Here is an 18,812-nt window from a genome sequence, read left to right on the forward strand (position 1 = left end):
ACGTCCTGGTCCCGACGAGCCGCTCGACGGAAGCGGCGCGTTCGGCACCGCCGAGCGCGAGGTCCCCGTCCGCTCCTTGAGCTCCTCGACGACGACCTCCCGTGATCGGATCAGGGTTCCCGCCGCCGGATCAGGTTCCCGGGGTCCGGCTCCCCATCGTCATGGCGAACGAGTCGGGATCCCCCTCGAAGCCACGCACGGCCGAGCGGAACCCCCATACTCCCGAACTGTCCCGGGTGAACTCGGCGACGACCGCGGCGGTGGCCGTGGAGACCCCGGAGAAGTCGTCCTCCGCGAGCGTGGTGTAGCCCTCGCGGATCTGCACCCCGGTGCGCTGTATCCCGCCGAACGTCTTGTGGCCGTTGCGCTGCTGGATGGCGACCCCGACCACCACCCGCCCGTACGTCGGCGCCAGCCGGTCCAGCTCGATGGTCATGACCTCGTCGAAGCCGAGGCCCTGGCCGGTCCTGCTGTCCCGGTTCAGCGCGATGGTGCCGTCCGGCGAGCGGCTGTCGAAGTGCACCAGGTACGAGGGGCTGCCGTAGGGCTCGTCCACCGTGTACGTGGCGGCGATGATGTCGAGGTCATTGGCCGGATCGCCGCTCTCGCTGGGGTCCCATTTCAGCCGTACTTCGACCTTCTCGATGTCCTTGTTGGGAGTACTCACAGGGCTTCCCTCCTGGCCGCCGCACCGACGGTCCGCTCTCATCAACCGATCATGTACGTAACTCTCCATGGAACCAACTGTCCTGACACCGGGCGACGGATTCGGGCTACCTGTACCTCGGCGGCGACACACCTGTGAACCGGTGGATACGCGAGGGATCCGGGATGCGCTGATTCCGGGCAGGCATCGTCGAGCTGGTGACCTGTGCCACGTTCGGCGCCGTACGATGGCGCGGTGCTGGTCAAGTGGATTCGCTGCACCGTGGTCGACCGTCATGGCTTCGAGCGGGGACAGCGAAAGTGGGCGGGGCTGCTCGGTGAGCCGGGGTTCAGGGGACAGAGCGGCGGGTGGAGCCGAGTGCACCCCGAAGTCGCCCATGTGTTCGCGTTCTGGGAGAACCGTGTCTTCTACGACTCCTTCATGGCCCGCGGCCACGACCGGATCGCTGCCGCACAGTCGGGAACGCACCGGGACATGCAGGTCAAGCTCTTTGAGTACCGGTTCGATGTGAAGACCGGTTTCGAACCCCACTTCGCGGACGCGGACGTCGTCAGGGTGGCGCACAGCCGGGTGCACGAGGACCGGGTCGAGCACTTCGCGCTCATGCAGGAGCAGGTGTGGAATCCGGCGATGGCGGGGTCGCCGGGGATGCTGCGCGGGGTGTTCGGGGAAGCGCCGGGACACGAGTTCCTGGTGCTGTCGATGTGGAATTCCGGCGCCGAGCGCGGCAAGTACCGGGCGGAGGGCGCCGAACGGCTGTCGGCGCGTGCGCAGACCGAGCAGGATGTCGCGGAGCTGGCCGGCGACGTGGTGATGCTCGAACCGTCCTGGACGGTGTGACCGGCCCGCGCCCCGGCGGGCGCTCCAACGGCCTTGTCACTCGGGACGGTTGACCGGTCAGGAGCGGTCCGGGATGTGCCCCGGGGCGCGGTCCGGGGTGTGCTCCGGTCGCGTCGCCGCCGTGAAGACCCCGGCCCGCGCCGCGGCGAGCGCGGCGTCCGCCGCCTGGTCCGCGATGTCCGCGTCGACGGGTTCGCGCGTGATGAACAGGCGCAGGAACAGTGGCGCGGACGCCGCCCGCACCAGCGCGCCGGCGTCGGTGCCGCGGGGGATCTCGCCGCGTTCGGCTGCCCGCGACACCAGGGCCTCGCAGCGCGAGAACCGCTCGCCGTAGAAGGTGTGCAGCGCCTGTGCGGCCCGCGGTGACTGGAACGCGGCGGCGATGAACGCGGTCGGCGCGGCAGCCTCGGCGCGGTCGCCGAAAGAGTCGGCCGTCTCGCGCAGAAGCGCGCACAGATCCCCCCGCAGGCTGCCCGTGTCGGGCGGCGTCCAGCCGTCCTCGCCCGCGAGTTCGAGAGCGTCGACGATCAGCCCTTCGACGCTGCCCCAGCGTCGGTACAGGGTCGTCTTGTGCACGCCCGAGTGCTCGGCGACGTACTCGATGGAGAGTCCCGGGAAGCCTTGTTCGGCCAGCCCTGTGAGGACGGCGTCGCGGACGGAGGCCCGGGTGCGTGCGGTGCGTCCGCCGGGGCGCCGGGTGCCGGGTGCCGGGTGCGCGCCGGCCGCCGGGGCGACCTCTTCCTCACTCAATTGCTACTCCCGTTGCGTTAGTGGGCTTCAGTGTGCCACACTCTCACTAACGCGACATCGATTGCATTTACCCGGCCTGGAGGCGCCCGTGTCCACTCAGATCTCGCTGCGCGACGTCACCGTGTCGCGCGGTGACCGGGTGCTGCTGGAAGGTGTCTCGCTCTCCGTCCGCCCCGGTGAACGCGTCGGCGTCGTGGGGGAGAACGGCGCGGGGAAGAGCACGCTGCTGCGTCTGCTCGCGGGTCTTGAACAGCCCGATGCGGGGGAGGTGGTCACGATGTCCGGGCGCGGCGCCGGAATTCTGGACCAGGTCCCGCGGCTGCCGCCCACGCGCACGGTCGGGGACGCGGTCGACGTGGCCCTGGCGGAACTGCGCACGATGGAGCGGCGGCTGCGCGAGGCCGAGGCCGGTCTCGCGACGGCGAGCGGCGAAGCCCTCTCGGCGTACGGGGACCTTCTCACCGCCTATGAACTGCGCGGCGGTTACGAGGCGGATGCCCGCGTCGACAAAGCGATACAGGGAGTCGGGCTGGGCCACGTCGGCCGTGAACGGACCCTGGGCAGTCTCTCCGGCGGCGAGCAGGCGCGGCTCGGCATCGCCTGTCTGATCGCCGCGGCCCCGGAAGTGCTGCTGCTGGACGAGCCCACCAACCACCTGGACGAGGCGGCCCTGGAGTGGCTGGAGTCGGAGCTGCTCGCCCACCCCGGCACCGTCGTCGCGGTCTCGCACGACCGGATCTTCCTGGAGCGGGTCGCCACCGCGATCCTGGAGGTCGACGCCGACCGCAGATCGGTCGTGCGGTACGGCGGCGGTTACGCCGGCTTCCGTGAGGAGCGGGAAGCCGCCCGTCGGCGCTGGGAACAGGCATACGCGCGCTGGTGCGACGAGAGTGCCCGGCTCGATGAGTACACGCGCACCACCGCACATGGTGTCGCGGCCGGCCGGGCGATCAAGGACAGCAACAAGATGGCGTACGACCGTGCGGCCGGGCGGGTTCAGGCATCGGTGTCCGGGCGGATCCGCCAGGCTCAGGAGAGGCTGCGACGGCTCCAGGACGAGCCCGTGGCCAGACCGCCGGAGCCGTTGCGCTTCGCCGCCCGCCCCGCGGCCGGTGAGGCGGCGGGGGAACTGCTGTCCCTGCGGGGCGTCCGTGTCGGCGATCGGCTCGCCGTCGACGAGTTCACCCTGTCGGCCGGGGAGAAGCTGCTGATCCACGGCGCGAACGGCTCGGGCAAGTCGACTCTGCTGCGGGTCATGGCCGGTGTCCTGGTTCCGGACAGGGGCTCCGTCGTCCGCCGGGGCGGCATCGGGTATCTCGCGCAGGAGATTCCGGTGCGACGCCCCGCGGAGCAGGTGCTCGAGGCGTTCGGCAGAGGGCTGCCGGCAGCCCCGGACGAACAGGCCGAACTGCTCCTGTCGTACGGCCTGTTCCGACGCCGCGACCTCCATGTGCGGGTCGGCTCGCTCTCGGCCGGCCAGCGCCGGCGACTGGCTCTCGCCAGGCTGCTCGCCCGCCCCGCTGACCTGCTGCTCCTCGACGAACCTGCCAACCACCTCGCCCTCGGGCTGGTGCAGGACCTGGAGACCGCACTGGAGCACTGGGCCGGGGCGCTGGTGGTGGTCTCCCACGACCGACTGCTGCGCCGCCGTTTCGTTGGTCACATACGCCGGATGGAGTCCGGACAACTGCTCGATCGCGCCGGACTCGATCTAGGGTCGGTCCATGGCACGACCGCAGCGCATTGTCCTCGTCCGGCACGGTGAGTCCGAGGGCAATGCCGATGACACGGTGTACGAGCGGGAGCCCGACCACGCGCTGAGGCTCACCGCCACGGGGCTGCGGCAGGCCAGGGAGACGGGGGTCCGGCTGCGTGACCTGTTCGAGGGCGAGCGGGTGAGCGTCTATGTGTCTCCCTACCGGCGTACGCACGAGACCTTCCGGTCGCTCGGCCTGGACCTCGGCCGGGTGCGGGTCCGGGAGGAGCCGCGGCTGCGCGAACAGGACTGGGGCAACTGGCAGGACCGGGACGACGTGCGGCTGCAGAAGGCCTACCGGGACGCCTACGGGCACTTCTTCTACCGGTTCGCGCAGGGCGAGTCCGGAGCCGATGTGTACGACCGGGTCGGGGCCTTCCTGGAGAGCCTGTACCGGAGCTTCGAGGACCCGGACCACCCGGAGAACGTCCTGCTGGTCACCCACGGGCTGACCATGAGGCTGTTCTGCATGCGCTGGTTCCACTGGTCGGTGGCGGAGTTCGAGTCACTGTCCAACCCGGGGAACGGCGAGACACGCACCCTCCAGCTCGGCGCGGACGGCCGCTACACCCTCGACCGGCCATTCATACGCTGGCGCACCCCTGAGCCGTACGGCATCACCGGATAGAGTGGCAGGGCGATGACCGCTGACTCTGCTTCCGACCGGCGCTTCGAACGCGCCCTGGCCAGCCTGCGTGGGCTGTCCGTGGGAGACGCCCTGGGCTCCCAGTTCTTCGTACCCGCCAACTATCCGCTGCTGAAACAACGAGCCCTGCCGCCGGGCCCGTGGCAGTGGACCGACGACACCGAAATGGCCTGCTCGGTGCTGGCCGTCCTGGTGGAGCACGGCCGTATCGACCAGGACGCCCTCGCGCGCTCCTTCGCCGTGCAGCACGATTTCGACCGGGGCTACGGCCCCGCCGTGAACCGGATGCTCAGGCTGGTCCGGGAAGGCGGCGACTGGCGTGAGCTGGCGTCCGCGCTGTTCCAGGGCCAGGGGTCCTGGGGCAACGGATCGGCGATGCGGATCGCGCCCCTCGGGGCCTGGTACGCGGGCGATCCGGAACAGGCCACTCACCAGGCCGAGATCTCCTCGTACACCACGCACCAGCACCGCGAGGCCGTGGTGGGAGCGATGGCCGTGGCCGCGGCCGCCTCACTGGCCGCCGCCCCCGGCGGCCCGCCCACGCCGGAGGGCCTGCTGGACGGGGTGATCGCCCTCGTCCCCCGCAGCGCTGTCGGCGCGGGCCTGCGCCGGGCGCGCGACATGCTCGACTACCGCGATTCCGGGACGGTCGCCGCCGTCCTGGGCAACGGACGCCGCACCAGCGCGCACGACACCGTGCCGTTCGCGCTCTGGTCGGCGGCGCGGAGTCTCGGCGACTTCGAGCAGGCGTTCTGGGAGACGGCCCAGGCCGGCGGTGACGTCGATACGACGTGCGCCATCGTGGGCGGAGTCGTCGCCGCGGGCAGCGTGGGAACACCCCCGGCCGCCTGGCTCGCGCAGACGGAGGAGTTCCCGCGCTGGCTCGGCCCGGCACACGACTCCCGGTCCGGCGGCTAAAGGCCGTTCCGCAGTCCCCGGCGGGCGCGCGACGACAGCCACGGCAGCTCGCGGCGTTGTCGGAACATCCGCGTACATCTCCGTACGCGGACGTCCCCTCCGCCGCGCGGCGCACCGCATCCGGGGCCGCGCGCTGATCCGCCGGGGATCGCGGGCCAGCCCTGAGAGCCTGTCGGGTGACCTCTGATCGGGCGGCCACGCCCTGGCACGCACGCTTCCGGCGTGCCGAAATGCCCTGGTAGCTCCGCTACGAGGCCATCCCGGCGCCTTGGAATCGCACGCACCATGCCGCGTCCACTCGCCGATCGAAGGCCACCCGACAGGCTCTGAGCCGAACACCCCCTCGCCCCGCGACCCGCCTCACCGCGCCGACTGTCACGGTCCTGCCACAGCATCACGCGGGATGCCGCAGGACACCGGTCCGCAGCTACTCTTTCGGCCACGCCGCCCCTTGTCGATCTTGACGGGCGTGCGCCGAATGAGACGCCGGGGCAGCCGCGCAGCCCAGTCGCCGCGCGAGTGAACCCCGGTGGGGGAGGGGTCCCATGTCAGATCAACCGTCCGAGGCGCCCAGCCAGTCGTCCGAGGCGCCCAGCCATCCGTACGGGGCGCCCGCCCCGCCCGGGGAGCCCGCCGCCCGTGCGCGGGCGCAGCACGAACGGCCCGGACGGGGAACCGGCCGGCACGAGGGCAACCCGTGGTCGCACGGCACGCCGACGCCCTCGTCGCTGTCCCGGCTCCGTCCGGCCCCGCCGGCCGCCGTCCGGACCGCCACACTCTGGGCGGTTCTGGCCACGGCGCTGCTCAGCGCGGCGCTGCTGGGCGACGGTCTCGGGGTGAACCTCCTGATCGTCGCGGTGCCCGCGGCGCTGGCCGCGTTCTTCGCCGCGCGGGCGGCAGGGCGCCGACCCCGTCCATGGACGCTGACCTGGGCGGCCGGCGGACTCGCCCTCCTCACCGTTCCGGCTCTCCGGGACGCGGGCTGGCCGGCCTTCTTCGCGATCGTGTCGGCCTTCGCGCTGGGCTCGCTCGCCCTCCACGGCAGCCGGAGCTGGCCGGGTGTGCTGGCCGGTTCGCTGGGTATGGCCGACTCGATCGTTCCCGGGGCCCTGTGGGGTTGGCGCGGACTGCGCGACCGTACCGCGGGGTCGAGCGGCCACTGGGGCACAGCGGTACGCACCACGGCGGTGGCCGCCGTGCTGCTGATCGTGTTCGGGGCTCTCTTCGCCGGCGCCGACGCCGCGTTCGCCGACCTCCTGAGCAACCTCGCCCCCGATGTGTCCGCCGAGGACGGACCGTGGCGGTTCTTCCTGTTCCTGATCGGTCTCGCGGGCGCCCTGGCCGCCGCGTACACCGCGGCCGCCCCGATGCGCTGGGACGGGATCACCGTGCGCCCCGGCAAGCCCCGCGGCAGCGCGGAGTGGGCGCTTCCGCTCATCGTGCTCAATCTGCTGTTCGCGGCCTTCATCGCCCTCCAGCTGGCCGTTCTGTTCGGTGGCTACGGCAAGGTGCTGGAGGAGACCGGGCTGACCCGCGCCGAGTACGCCCGGCAGGGCTTCTGGCAGCTCCTCTGGGCCACACTGCTCACCCTCCTGGTGATCGCCCTGGCGCTGCGCTGGGCCCCGCGCGGCGGCAACCGGGACCGCACCCTCGTACGGGCCGTGCTCGGCACCCTGTGTGTGCTCACGCTCGTCGTCGTGGCCTCTGCGCTGCGCCGCATGGACCTGTACGTCGACGAGTTCGGCCTCACCCGGCTCCGGATATCCGTCGCCGCCGTGGAACTCTGGCTCGGCGTGGTGCTCGTGCTGATTCTGGCGGCGGGTGTGTTCGGCGCCAGATTCCTGCCGAGGGCCGTCGCGGTCAGCGCCGCGGCCGGGGTGCTCGCCTTCGGGCTGCTCTCACCGGACGGGGTGATCGCGGAGCAGAACGTCCAGCGCTTCCGCCAGGACAAGCCGATCGACATCGCCTATCTCAAGGGCCTCTCGGCCGACGCCGTACCGGCCCTCAACACGCTGCCGGAACCGCTGCGTTCCTGCGCGCTCCAGGACATCCAGCGGACCTTGGACTCCACGGACTCACCCTGGTACGCCACCAGCTGGGGCGAGGCGCGGGCCAAGGACATCCTGAAGAACCGGAGAGCAACCGTCGAGGGCCGGGGCTGTTACGCACCGGGCAGCGGCAGCGAGCGTGACGGCTACACCGAGGACGACCTCTACGACCCCTACGACCCGTACTGATCCACTGGACCGGTCGGGCGGGGCCAGGTGCGACCGGGCGGGCGGGGCCGGGCGAACCGGGCGCCCCGGGGCCGGACCCTGACCGGCCCGGTCACGACCGGGCCGGATCCGAGCGGTCCCGGGCCGCTTCGGGGGCCCGCCCGCACGCCTTCCGGGGCCCTCGGCCGTGGCCGGTTCGCGCTGCTCGGGGGGAGGCCGCGGGCGGATCCGCGGTATGCCGGGCGCCCCGGGGTGTTGTTGCCGTTGCTGTCGGCGTACGCTGGCTGGCGCCATGCCGTACGAACCACCCACGCACACCGTCGAGCGCTCGCTCCGCGCTACCACCGGTGCCAGAACCGTCGCCGGTGTCGACGAGGTCGGACGCGGAGCGTGGGCCGGCCCCGTCACCGTTTGCGCGGCGGTCACCGGCCTGCGGAAGCCGCCCGAAGGGCTCACCGACTCCAAGCTGATCACCCCCAGACGCCGCGCCGAACTGGCCCCGCTGCTCAAGAAGTGGGTCACGGCCTACGGACTCGGTCACGCGTCGCCGCAGGAGATCGACGAACTCGGCATGACCGCCGCCCTCAGGCTCGCCGCGGTGCGGGCTCTCGAAGGCCTGCCGGTGCGTCCCGACGCCGTCATCCTCGACGGCAAGCACGACTACCTGGGGCAGCCCTGGAAGGTCCGTACCGTGATCAAGGGCGACCAGTCCTGTATCGCGGTCGCGGCGGCCTCGGTCATCGCCAAGGTCCACCGCGACCGGATGATGGCCGAACTGGGCGCGGAATCCGAGGAGTACACAGACTTCGCCTTCGGCGCCAACGCGGGGTATCCCTCTCCCGTACACAGGGCCGCACTGGAGGAGCGGGGGCCGACGCCCCAGCATCGCCTCTCCTGGGCGTACCTGGACGCGTTGCCCAGGTGGCAGCACCTGAAGAAGGTCCGTTTTTCCGCCGAGGCGGCCGAACTGGAAAGCGGGGGCCAGCTCGGCTTCGACTTCTGAACGCGCACACGCGCCCACCTCCGATGCCGACCGTGTCGGCGTTTCACCGACCACATTCATGCCTCTCATCCCCGAGGAGCCTCAGATTCACGAGAGCGCCCAGGGTCCCCGCGTCACTCCGGCCGCCGGCCGCACCGCGCCGACCCCCCGTCCCGTACCAGGTCCGCGTTCCGCGGCCACGCCGCGTCCCGGACGTCCGGTCCCGGGCCCCGCGCGGCCCGCGCCTCCGGCGCAGCGCACGCAACCCGCACCCACTCCCGCCGCCCGGCCCGTGCCGGCCGAGCCGGAGAATCGTTCCGCAACGCAGCTCCAGGTGATCCCGGCTCCGGCCGGCGGCGCCCTCGACGCGGCCGAGGAGGCCGTCGACCTGCTGCTCGAATCCGGACGGGCACCGGGCGACATCCTGGTGCTCACCACCGGTGAGCAGCACCCGTGGGCCGCACACGAGCTCTCCTTCGGAGAGGCCGCCTACTGGGCCCAGCACGACGCCGGTGATGACGTCTTCTTCGGGGACGCGTCGGCGGTAGCCCGTGCCAAGGCCCGCCCCGTGGTCGTGGTCGCGGTGAACGGGGACGCCGATGGCGCCGCCGCCCGCACGCTTCCCGCGGCGCGGGAGCGTGCGGAGGCGCTGCTGATCGTCTGCGGCGACCCGCAGACGATCAACTCCGCGCTCGGCGCGGGCGTCTGAGACGTCCGTCCCCGGTCGTCCGGTGTCCCGGCCGCCCACGCGGCAGCCGGGACACCGGGTCATCGTTTCAGCGGGCGGCGGTGCGCCGCAGGGCCTCCGCCGCTCCGCCGCCGGTGCGTGACGGTGCCGTGTGCCGGCCGTCGGCGCTGTCGGTCAGCGCCGACGGCCGTGACAGCGAACTGGGCCGACGGCCGCCGCGGCCTTCTCCCAGCACCTGCCAGCCTCCGCGGGTCAGGGTGATGTAGGCGCCGCACCGGAGGCCGTGCAGTGTGCAGGCGTCGCGAAGACCCCACATCCACGCACCGTCCTCCTCGGTCCACCGCTCGTCGCCCTCGCGGCAGTAGAGGAGCACCGCGGTGCGTACCGGCGTGCGGCGGCGCAGATCGTGCGGAATGACACGGCGCAGATGGGCCAGTAGCGCGTTGCGGAAGTCCCAGCCGTCCGCGGGCACCGTGGTCCGGCGGACGAACGAGGCGCTGGCCGTGAGCCGCTCCTCGTGATCGAGAACGGCGACGACGGCGGTGGACGGTGTCGGACGGTGCCGGGCGTGCAGGCCGCTGACGACCTCACGCGGGCTGCGCAGGAGGGGGATGCCCGCGGAGGCCCACTCGGCCGGTTCGAGCATCCTGGCAAGGTGGTTGGCGGAGTATGCGGAAACCGAGGACGCCGCTGTCGCGGAGTCTGCGGACGGAGCGAATCCGAAGGTCACGGTCCTCCCTTCGCTACGCGCCCACGGTGCGGGCAGGGTGGGTGGGGGCGCGCCGCGGCACAGCCCTTCCGGGCCGCGAAGAGACCGTGCGGGGAGCGACTCCAATTCTTCCTGGCGTATCCGCAGGCGGCAACGAGCAATTTGCTGTGGCTGACGGGAATCAGCCGGAATGACACTGATATCCCTGCCCGGATACCACCCGGATGAGACCACCTTTCCCGCCCGAACAGCGAGGACCAGCGGAAACACCCGTTCCGGCCCGCTGCCCGAGCGCCGTCCGGAGGCGGCGATTGTCCATTGTCCTTGCCATCGGGTTGCATGGGGGGATGGACAACCTGGAGCTCCGCGCCGAAGCCGATGCCATCCTCGCCGAGCTCGTCGGCGACCCCGGGGGGTCGGCGCGGCTGCGGGAGGACCAGTGGCAGGCCGTGGCGGCTCTGGTGGAGGAGCGCAGGCGGGCGCTGGTGGTGCAGCGCACCGGCTGGGGCAAGTCGGCGGTCTACTTCGTCGCCACCGCTCTGCTGCGCCGTCGCGGCTCCGGCCCCACGGTGATCATCTCGCCGCTGCTGGCGCTGATGCGCAACCAGGTCGAGTCGGCGGCGCGGGCCGGTATCCAGGCGCGGACCATCAACTCCGCCAACCCGGAGGAGTGGGAAACGATCTACGGGGAGGTCGAGCGCGGCGAGACCGATGTCCTCCTCGTCAGCCCGGAGCGCCTCAACTCCGTGGACTTCCGTGATCAGGTGCTGCCCAAGCTCGCGGCCACGACCGGTCTGCTCGTGGTGGACGAGGCGCACTGCATCTCCGACTGGGGCCACGACTTCCGCCCCGACTACCGCAGGCTGCGGGCGATGCTCGCCGAGCTGGCCCCCGGTGTGCCGGTCCTGGCGACCACCGCGACCGCCAACGCACGCGTCACCGCGGATGTCGCCGAGCAGTTGGGCACCGGTGCCGGAGAGGCCCTGGTGCTGCGCGGCCCGCTGGAGCGGGAGAGCCTGCGGCTCGGTGTGGTCCGGCTGCCGGACGCGGCGCACCGCCTCGGCTGGCTCGCCGAGCACCTGGACGAGCTGCCGGGCTCCGGGATCATCTACACCCTCACCGTCGCCGCCGCCGAGGAGGCCACCGCCTTCCTGCGCCAGCGGGGCTTCCGCGTGGCCTCGTACACCGGGAAGACGGAGAACGCCGACCGGCTGCAGGCCGAGCTCGACCTCCAGGAGAACCGGGTCAAGGCGCTGGTCGCGACGTCGGCGCTGGGCATGGGCTACGACAAGCCGGACCTGGGCTTCGTGGTCCATCTCGGCTCGCCGTCCTCGCCGATCGCCTACTACCAGCAGGTGGGGCGCGCGGGCCGCGGTGTCGCCCACGCCGATGTGCTGCTGCTGCCGGGCAAGGAGGACGAGGCCATCTGGCGCTACTTCGCCGACACCGCCTTCCCGCCCGAGACACAGGTTCGCCAGACCCTCGCGGCCCTCACCGACGCGGGGCGGCCGCTGTCCGTTCCGGCCCTGGAAGCAGCGGTGGATCTTCGGCGCAGCCGGCTGGAGACCATGCTGAAGGTGCTGGATGTCGACGGCGCGGTCAAGCGGGTGAAGGGCGGCTGGACGGCCACGGGGGCCGAGTGGGTGTACGAGGCCGAGCGCTACGCGTGGGTGGCGCGGCAGCGGGCGGCCGAGCAGCAGGCGATGCGCGACTACGTGAGCACGTCCCTGTGCCGGATGGAGTTCCTGCGCCGGCAGCTGGACGACGAGGGGGCGAGCCCGTGCGGCCGGTGCGACAACTGCGCGGGCGCCTGGGCCGATTCCTCCGTCTCGACGGAGACGCTGACGGGGGCGACGAGGGAACTGGACCGTCCGGGCGTGGAGGTGGAGCCCCGCCGGATGTGGCCGACGGGGATGCCGGCCCTCGGTATCGAGCTCAAGGGGCGTATCCCGGCCAAGGAGCAGTGTTCCACCGGGCGTGCCCTGGGCCGGCTCTCGGACATCGGCTGGGGCAACCGGCTGCGCCCGCTGCTGGCCGAGAACGCGCCCGACGGACCGGTCCCCGACGACGTCCTGCAGGCCGCGGTGGCGGTGCTCGCCGACTGGGCGCGTTCCCCGGGCGGCTGGGCGCCCGGTGTTCAGGACGCCACCGCCCGGCCGGTGGGAGTCGTCGCCGTACCGTCCCTGACCCGCCCGCAGCTGGTGGGTTCCCTCGCCCAGGGAATCGCGGACATCGGCCGTCTCCCGTTCCTGGGGACCCTGACGTACACCGGGGCGGGCGGCGCGCACGCGGCCCGGCGCAGCAACTCCGCCCAGCGGCTGAGGGCGTTGTCCGGCGCCTTCGCCGTTCCCGAGGAGCTGGCCGGTGCGCTCGCCGGGTCTCCCGGTCCGGTCCTGCTCGTGGACGACCGTACGGACTCCGGCTGGACCCTCGCCGTCGCAGCCCGGCTGCTGCGCCGGGCGGGCGGTGAGCAGGTGCTTCCGCTGGTCCTCGCCGCGACCGGGTGAACTGAACGCCGCCTGCGGGGACTCCGTCCCGGTGAACGCCTCCCGCGCGGACCCCGCCCCGGTGGAATCCGCCCGCCGGGGCGGCTCAGGCAGGTGTCAGGGGCGGCTCAGGCGTCGGGGCGGCCGGTCAGATAGCCGCCCATGGAGGTGAAGTACTCCGCCGCGGGCAACTCCCGCCCGTCCTCGGTCCGTACGCGTGTGATGGCCAGGCCGTGGTTGCGGCCGGTGCGGGCGTCGGGTCCGGCCACGATCACCACACCGTCGCCCTCACGGTAGAAGATGCGGCCGGGCGTACCGCCGTAGCGTCCCTGGGACACCACCGCGGCGAGGAGTTCGAGCCGCTTGCCCTTGTGGAAGGTGAAGGCGCTGGGGTACGGCTCGGACTGCGCGCGGACCAGACGCTCCAGGACGTCCGCCGGCCAGGTCCAGTCGACACGGATGTCCTCGGCGGAGCGCTTGTGGAAGAAGCTCGCTGCGGAGCGGTCCTGCTTGGTGAACTCCGCCTGCCCGGTGGCGATCAGGTCGAGGGCGCCGATGGTGACCGGGGCGATGAGGCCGACGGTCTTGTGGAACAGGTCGGTCGCGGTGTCCGTGGGACCGACCGGGACCGCCTCCTGCCGGACGATGTCACCGGCGTCGAGTTCGTCGTTCATCATGTGCGCGGTGACGCCCACTTCGGGCTCACCGTTGATCAGGGCCCAGATCAACGGTGAGAAGCCGGCGTACTTCGGCAGCAGCGAGTCGTGGACGTTCAGCGTGCCGTGGCGCGGGAGTCCGAAGATGCGCGGGGGTATCCACGTCCGCCAGTTGTTGGCCACGATGATGTCCGGTTCGGCCTCCTTGAGACGCTCGAACACCTCGTCGTCGGGGCGGTTGCAGATCACCACCGGAACGCCGTGCTCCTCGGCGAGATCGGCGACGGAGTCGCTCCAGATCTTCTCGTACGCGTGCTCGCTCCGGGGGTGTGTCACGACCAGAACCACGTCGTGATCGGAGTCCAGAAGGGCTTGCAGGGTCCGGTGCCCCCAGGTCTGGTATCCGAACATGGCGACCCGCATGGGGTTCCTCCTCAGAGCAGGGGTTGACCGACGGAAAGTAAAGCAAGGCTTACCTCAGTTTGCAACGCGCTCACCAGGGGCCCCAGTTGGCGGGTCTCGCTGTCCATTCTTCCGTCTTGCCCTATCGACAGCCGCATAAGATTAGCTTAGGCTCACCTAAGTTTTGATGGGTCGTTCTGTCGGCGTGCCCATCTTTCGTATGTCGTACCTTCCCCACGCCTGCGCCTGACAGGCGGCTTCTCCTTACGATTGGGAGTGACATGTCACCGGTTCTTCCTGGCGACGCGGCACCGGTCCACGACCTCATAGGCATCGGCTTCGGGCCGTCCAATGTGGCCATGGCCATCGCGCTGAGCGAGCACAACGCACGCGTCGGCAGGCAGGAGACGGTCACCGCCCACTTCTTCGAGCAGCAGCCGCGCTTCGGCTGGCACCGCGGCATGCTGATCGACGACGCGACCATGCAGGTGTCCTTTCTCAAGGACCTCGTGACGCTCCGGAACCCGGCCAGTGAATTCAGCTTCCTCTGCTACCTGCAGAGCAAGGGCCGTCTGATCGACTTCATCAATCACAAGAACCTCTTCCCCCTGCGGGTGGAGTTCCACGACTACTTCGAGTGGGCCGCGGCCAAGGTCGACGACATGGTCTCCTACGGCCACGAGGTCGTCGGCGTCACGCCCGTCGTCCGCGACGGAGTCGTGGAGCACCTGGATGTGACGGTCCGCTCGGCGGAGGGGCTCGTGGTCCACCGTGCCCGCAACCTCGTGATCGGCACCGGGCTGCGTCCCCGCATGCCGGAAGGCGTGGAGCGCGGCGACCGCGTCTGGCACAACTCCGAACTGCTGTCGAAGGCCGGCGGGCTGGAGGGCACCTCGCCCTCCCGGTTCGTCGTCGTGGGCGCCGGCCAGAGCGCCGCCGAGAACGTCGCCTATCTGCACCGCTGCTTCCCGCAGGCCGAGATCTGCGCGGTCTTCTCCCGCTACGGCTACAGCCCCGCGGACGACAGTGCCTTCGCCAACCGGATCTTCGACCCCGGGGCGGTCGACGAGTACTTCGCCGCGCCCGACGACGTCAAGGGCCGGCTGATGGACTATCACGGAAACACCAACTACTCCGTGGTGGACATCGACTTGATCGACGACCTGTACCGGAAGATGTACCAGGAGAAGGTCCTCGGTGCCGAGCGGCTGCGCTTCCTCAATGTTTCCCGGCTCGTGGACGTCAAGGAGACACCGGACAGGGTCCACGCCACGGTGAGGTCCCTCGTCACGGGTGAGGAGATGGACGTGGACGCCGACGTGGTGGTGTGCGCCACCGGCTACAGCCCCGTCGACCCCCTCCGCCTCCTCGGCGAGGTCGCGGACCGCTGCCTCCGCGACGACGAGGGCCGCGTCCGCGTCGAGCGCGACTACCGCATCACGACGGACCACGACCTGCGCTGCGGGATCTATCTGCAGGGCGGTACGGAGCACACGCACGGCATCACGTCGTCGCTGCTGTCCAACACCGCGATCCGGGTCGGCGAGATCCTGGACTCACTGGTCGGCCGGGGTGCCAAGTCCGCCTCCGACGAGGCCCGCCCCGTCGTGGACGGAACCGTCCGTTGACGGATGTCCCGTGGGAGATCCGGCGGCACCGCGCTCCGGGCGGGGGGCGCCCGGACGGCTGTGCGGCCCCGGTGGAGCAGAGGGATAGCGTACGTCGACATGTGCACGACTGCAGTTGAGCGCCCCGCGCCCCGGGGCATGGCAGAGGCCCGCCGGCGGCGGGCCATGGGTGTGGGCGCGCTCGTGGTGATCCTCGTGATCGCCGGGGTGGTGTCGCTGGCCGTGGGCGCACGCGCGCTGAGCCCCGCCGAGGTGTGGCACGGGCTGTTCGGAGCGCCGGACCCGGACCAGAAGCTGACCGAGATCAGGCTCATCGTGCAGACCGTGCGGGTGCCCCGGACGGTGCTCGCGGTCGTGGCGGGCATCGCGCTGGGGGTCGGCGGGGCGCTGATCCAGGGGTACACGCGCAACCCGATCGCCGACACGGGCCTGCTGGGGGTGAACTCCGGCGCCTCGTTCGCCGTGGTGAGCGCCATCGCCCTGTTCGGGCTGAGCAACCCGTTCCAGTACGTCTGGTTCGCCTTCCTGGGAGCCGCGGTCGCCGGGGTCGTCGTGTTCGGCCTCGCGAGCATCGGCCGCGGGGCCGGCAATCCGCTGACGCTCGCACTGGCGGGTCAGGGGGTCACGGTGTTCCTCGCGGCGATGACCACGGCCATCGCCCTGTCGGACCAGAAGTCGCTGAACGCGCTGAGGTTCTGGAACTCGGGGTCCGTGGCCGGTGTCGGATTCGATGTCATCTGGCCGGTGACCGGGTTCATCGTGGTCGGGCTGGTGCTCGCCCTGTCCGCGCTGCCCACCCTCAACCTGCTCAATCTGGGCGACGACGTGGCACGCGGCCTGGGCGTGAACATCGCGCTGAGCCGGACCATCGGGATCTGCGCCATCACGCTGCTGGCGGGGGCGGCGACGGCGGCGTGCGGACCCATCGCGTTCCTCGGGCTCATGGTGGCCCATGTCGCCCGGTACCTGACCGGGCCGGACTACCGCTGGCTGGTGCCCTACGCGGGGCTGCTCGGGGCCGTCGTGCTGCTGGTCTGCGACATCGTGGGGCGCTTGGTGGTGCGGCCGGGCGAGCTGGACGCGGGTGTCGTCGTCGCACTCCTCGGCGCACCGTTCTTCGCGCTCCTGGTGTGGCGCGGAAAGTTCAAGAGCGCATGAGCGGGCCGGGGCGTGTGAACGGGCCGGGACGCGTGAAGGCGAAGGGGCGCATGAGGGCGACGGAGCGCAAGGACGGCACGGGGTCTTCGGACGGGGCGGAGTCTTCGGGCGGGACGGAGCGTTCGTACGGGGCGGGGCGCGGCAGCGGAACGGAGCGCGGGAACGGGACCGAGCGCGGGAACGGGAGCGATGTGAAGCGAGCGGTGACGCCCGGTGTGCGGCTCGGCCGGGTGTCGTTCGTATGGCGCCCCTGGATCGTCCTGGTCACGCTGGTGCTGGCGGCGGCGACCTTCCTCGTGTTCTGTCTGTCCATCAGCATCGGGGACTTCCCCATCGGCCTGTCCCGGGTGATCGCCACGATTCTGGGCGGGGGTGAACAGGTCGACGAGTTCGTGGTGATGGAACTGCGGATGCCGCGCGCCCTGGCCGGTCTCGTCGTCGGGATCGCGCTGGGAGTGTCCGGCGCGGTCACCCAGTCCGTCGTACGCAATCCGCTGGCCAGCCCGGACATTCTGGGTATAACCGGCGGGGCCAGCGCGGTCGCGGTCTTCCTGGTGACGGTGTCGGGCGGGACCGCCGCGGCGGTCGTCAGCTCCGTGGGCCTGTCGGCGGCGGCGCTCGCGGGCGGGCTCGGCACGGGTCTGTTGGTGTACTTCCTGGCGTGGCGGCGCGGGATCGACGGCTTCCGGCTGATTCTCATCGGCATCTCGGTGAGCGCCGTGATGGAGGCCATCACCGCCTGGCTGCTGGTCTCGGCCGACATCAAGGATGTGGCCAAGGCACAGGCGTGGCTGGTCGGTTCGCTGGACAACCGGTCGTGGGACGAGGTCCGGGTCGCGTTCTGGTGCTCGCTCGTCCTCATGGTCGTCGTGGCCGCCGCCGCGTTCCAGTTCAAGCCGATGCACCTCGGCGACGACGTCGCGGCGGGCCTGGGCGTGCGGTACTCACGGGTGCGGGCGGTCCTGCTGCTGTCTGCGGTGCTCCTCGCCGCGGTGGCGGTGAGCGGGGCGGGCCCGGTGCCGTTCGTCGCGCTGGTGGCGCCACAGGTGGCGATGCGTCTGGCGAGGTGCCCCACACCGCCGATGGTGGCCTCCGGCCTGGTGGGAGCGCTGCTGCTGATCGGTTCGGACCTGGTCGCGCGCACCGCGCTGCCGATCTCCCTCCCGGTCGGTGTGGTCACCGCCGCGATCGGAGGGCCCTTCCTTGTCTATCTCTTGGTGCGGGCGAACGTCAGATAGATGATAGAAAGGTTAGGCAATCCTAATAAAGGGGGGCTTGTGGCCGCTCAGCGCAGCACCGAGAACGGGTCCGGGGTCAATGACGTCGCACGGCTGGCAGCCAGGGGCGTCACGGTCGGGTACGGCGGCCGGACGGTCATCGACGATCTCGACGTGGCGATCCCGCCGGGCGTGATCACCACGATCATCGGCCCCAACGGGTGTGGGAAATCGACCCTGTTGCGCACCCTGACGCGGCTGCTCAAGCCGGCCAGGGGAGCGGTCGTGCTGGACGGCGAGGACATCGCCGGGCTCAGGACCAGGGATGTGGCGAAGAAGCTCGGTCTGCTGCCGCAGGCGCCGGTCGCCCCCGAGGGGCTGACGGTGGCCGACCTGGTGGCCAGGGGGCGCCATCCGCACCAGAGCTGGCTGCGGCAGTGGTCCTCGGACGACGCCGATGTCGTGGAGCGCGCGCTGGCGATGACCGGGGTGTCCGAACTGGCCGACCGCCCGGTGGACTCGCTCTCCGGCGGGCAGCGTCAGCGCGTCTGGATCTCGATGACCCTGGCCCAGGGCACCGATCTGCTGCTGCTGGACGAGCCGACCACGTATCTGGACCTGGCGCACGCGGTCGATGTGCTCGACCTGGTGGACGACCTGCACGAGTCGGGACGCACCGTGGTCATGGTGCTGCACGACCTCAACCTGGCCGCGCGCTACAGCGACAACCTCATCGTGATGCGCGACGGGCGGATTCTGGAACAGGGGCATCCGCGCGACGTGATCACCGCCGAGCTGCTCCAGGAGGCGTTCGGACTGCGGGCCGAGGTGATCGACACCCCGGTGGGCGGCGGGCCGCTCATCGTGCCGATCGGCCGTACCCACGTCCAGCCGAGGCGTGCGGTGTCCGCGGGGATGGCCTGAGGCTCGCCCTGCGGTCTCCGGTGGGCGTGCCGCCGGCCCGTACGGGGAAGCCGTGGCCCGTGAAGGGGATGGCGTGGCCGGGGAGTTGGCGGTGCCCGCCGTCGGGCTGCCCTCGGCGGAAGAATTCTTCAAGTAAGGCTAGGCTAACCTCACTTGTGCAGGATAAGGT

Annotated in this window: 16 protein-coding genes; 12 read left to right on the plus strand and 4 right to left on the minus strand. The window is 71.3% G+C overall.

What is annotated here, in order from left to right; all coding sequences use genetic code 11:
• Positions 1-130 precede the first annotated feature (130 nt).
• Positions 131-667, minus strand: a complete 537-nt coding sequence (locus tag OHA98_RS10610; RefSeq protein WP_266924591.1) for a TerD family protein — start codon at positions 665-667, stop codon at positions 131-133.
• 234 nt (positions 668-901) lie between these two features.
• On the opposite strand from OHA98_RS10610, the gene OHA98_RS10615 reads away from it, so the two are divergent.
• Positions 902-1,507, plus strand: coding sequence for a YdbC family protein (locus tag OHA98_RS10615; RefSeq protein ID WP_266924593.1), 606 nt, complete (start codon positions 902-904; stop codon positions 1,505-1,507).
• A gap of 57 nt (positions 1,508-1,564) precedes the next feature.
• Here OHA98_RS10615 and OHA98_RS10620 read toward each other — a convergent pair whose 3' ends face one another.
• Complete coding sequence (locus OHA98_RS10620) at positions 1,565-2,257, minus strand: TetR/AcrR family transcriptional regulator (RefSeq protein ID WP_266924595.1); 693 nt, start codon at positions 2,255-2,257, stop codon at positions 1,565-1,567.
• An 88-nt stretch (positions 2,258-2,345) separates the two neighbouring features.
• Between OHA98_RS10620 and OHA98_RS10625 the strand changes: the two genes are divergently transcribed.
• The 6 genes from OHA98_RS10625 (at position 2,346) to OHA98_RS10650 (ending at position 9,484) form a co-directional block, all read left to right on the plus strand.
• Entirely contained in the window at positions 2,346-4,022 is a 1,677-nt protein-coding gene (locus OHA98_RS10625) for an ABC-F family ATP-binding cassette domain-containing protein (protein WP_266924597.1), read from the plus strand.
• Positions 3,982-4,641 carry a histidine phosphatase family protein gene (locus tag OHA98_RS10630; RefSeq protein ID WP_266924598.1) on the plus strand — a complete coding sequence of 220 codons (660 nt, stop codon included), beginning with the start codon at positions 3,982-3,984 and terminating at the stop codon, positions 4,639-4,641. Before OHA98_RS10625 ends, OHA98_RS10630 begins: the two co-directional genes overlap by 41 nt.
• 12 nt (positions 4,642-4,653) lie before the next feature.
• The gene (locus OHA98_RS10635) at positions 4,654-5,577 is read left to right on the plus strand and encodes an ADP-ribosylglycohydrolase family protein (RefSeq protein ID WP_266924600.1); all 924 of its coding nucleotides are present in this window, start codon (positions 4,654-4,656) and stop codon (positions 5,575-5,577) included.
• A 545-nt stretch (positions 5,578-6,122) separates the two neighbouring features.
• Entirely contained in the window at positions 6,123-7,814 is a 1,692-nt protein-coding gene (locus OHA98_RS10640; RefSeq protein ID WP_266924602.1) for a DUF4153 domain-containing protein, read from the plus strand.
• 271 nt (positions 7,815-8,085) lie between these two features.
• Positions 8,086-8,796 carry a ribonuclease HII gene (locus tag OHA98_RS10645; RefSeq protein ID WP_266924604.1) on the plus strand — a complete coding sequence of 237 codons (711 nt, stop codon included), beginning with the start codon at positions 8,086-8,088 and terminating at the stop codon, positions 8,794-8,796.
• A gap of 58 nt (positions 8,797-8,854) precedes the next feature.
• Positions 8,855-9,484, plus strand: coding sequence for a hypothetical protein (locus tag OHA98_RS10650; RefSeq protein WP_266924606.1), 630 nt, complete (start codon positions 8,855-8,857; stop codon positions 9,482-9,484).
• 67 nt (positions 9,485-9,551) lie between these two features.
• Here the strand turns inward: OHA98_RS10650 and OHA98_RS10655 are convergent, their stop codons facing one another.
• A complete protein-coding gene (locus OHA98_RS10655) occupies positions 9,552-10,193 on the minus strand; it encodes a hypothetical protein (RefSeq protein WP_266924607.1) in 642 nt (213 codons plus the stop codon).
• A 326-nt stretch (positions 10,194-10,519) separates the two neighbouring features.
• Between OHA98_RS10655 and OHA98_RS10660 the strand changes: the two genes are divergently transcribed.
• The gene (locus tag OHA98_RS10660; RefSeq protein WP_266924609.1) at positions 10,520-12,679 is read left to right on the plus strand and encodes a RecQ family ATP-dependent DNA helicase; all 2,160 of its coding nucleotides are present in this window, start codon (positions 10,520-10,522) and stop codon (positions 12,677-12,679) included.
• Between the two features lie 107 nt (positions 12,680-12,786).
• On the opposite strand, the gene OHA98_RS10665 is transcribed toward OHA98_RS10660, so the two are convergent.
• Complete coding sequence (locus OHA98_RS10665) at positions 12,787-13,737, minus strand: methionyl-tRNA formyltransferase (protein ID WP_266924611.1); 951 nt, start codon at positions 13,735-13,737, stop codon at positions 12,787-12,789.
• 260 nt (positions 13,738-13,997) lie between these two features.
• Between OHA98_RS10665 and OHA98_RS10670 the strand changes: the two genes are divergently transcribed.
• The 4 genes from OHA98_RS10670 (at position 13,998) to OHA98_RS10685 (ending at position 18,643) form a co-directional block, all read left to right on the plus strand.
• A complete protein-coding gene (locus OHA98_RS10670; protein WP_266924613.1) occupies positions 13,998-15,344 on the plus strand; it encodes a lysine N(6)-hydroxylase/L-ornithine N(5)-oxygenase family protein in 1,347 nt (448 codons plus the stop codon).
• Between the two features lie 99 nt (positions 15,345-15,443).
• Positions 15,444-16,502 carry an iron ABC transporter permease gene (locus OHA98_RS10675; protein ID WP_266924615.1) on the plus strand — a complete coding sequence of 353 codons (1,059 nt, stop codon included), beginning with the start codon at positions 15,444-15,446 and terminating at the stop codon, positions 16,500-16,502.
• A gap of 50 nt (positions 16,503-16,552) precedes the next feature.
• Entirely contained in the window at positions 16,553-17,740 is a 1,188-nt protein-coding gene (locus OHA98_RS10680) for an iron chelate uptake ABC transporter family permease subunit (protein ID WP_266924617.1), read from the plus strand.
• Positions 17,741-17,779: 39 nt separating this feature from the next.
• Complete coding sequence (locus OHA98_RS10685; protein ID WP_266924619.1) at positions 17,780-18,643, plus strand: ABC transporter ATP-binding protein; 864 nt, start codon at positions 17,780-17,782, stop codon at positions 18,641-18,643.
• The last annotated feature ends 169 nt before the right edge of the window (positions 18,644-18,812 follow it).

The sequence above is a fragment of the Streptomyces sp. NBC_00654 genome (assembly GCF_026341775.1).
In the GTDB taxonomy this organism is placed as follows: Bacteria; Actinomycetota; Actinomycetes; order Streptomycetales; family Streptomycetaceae; genus Streptomyces.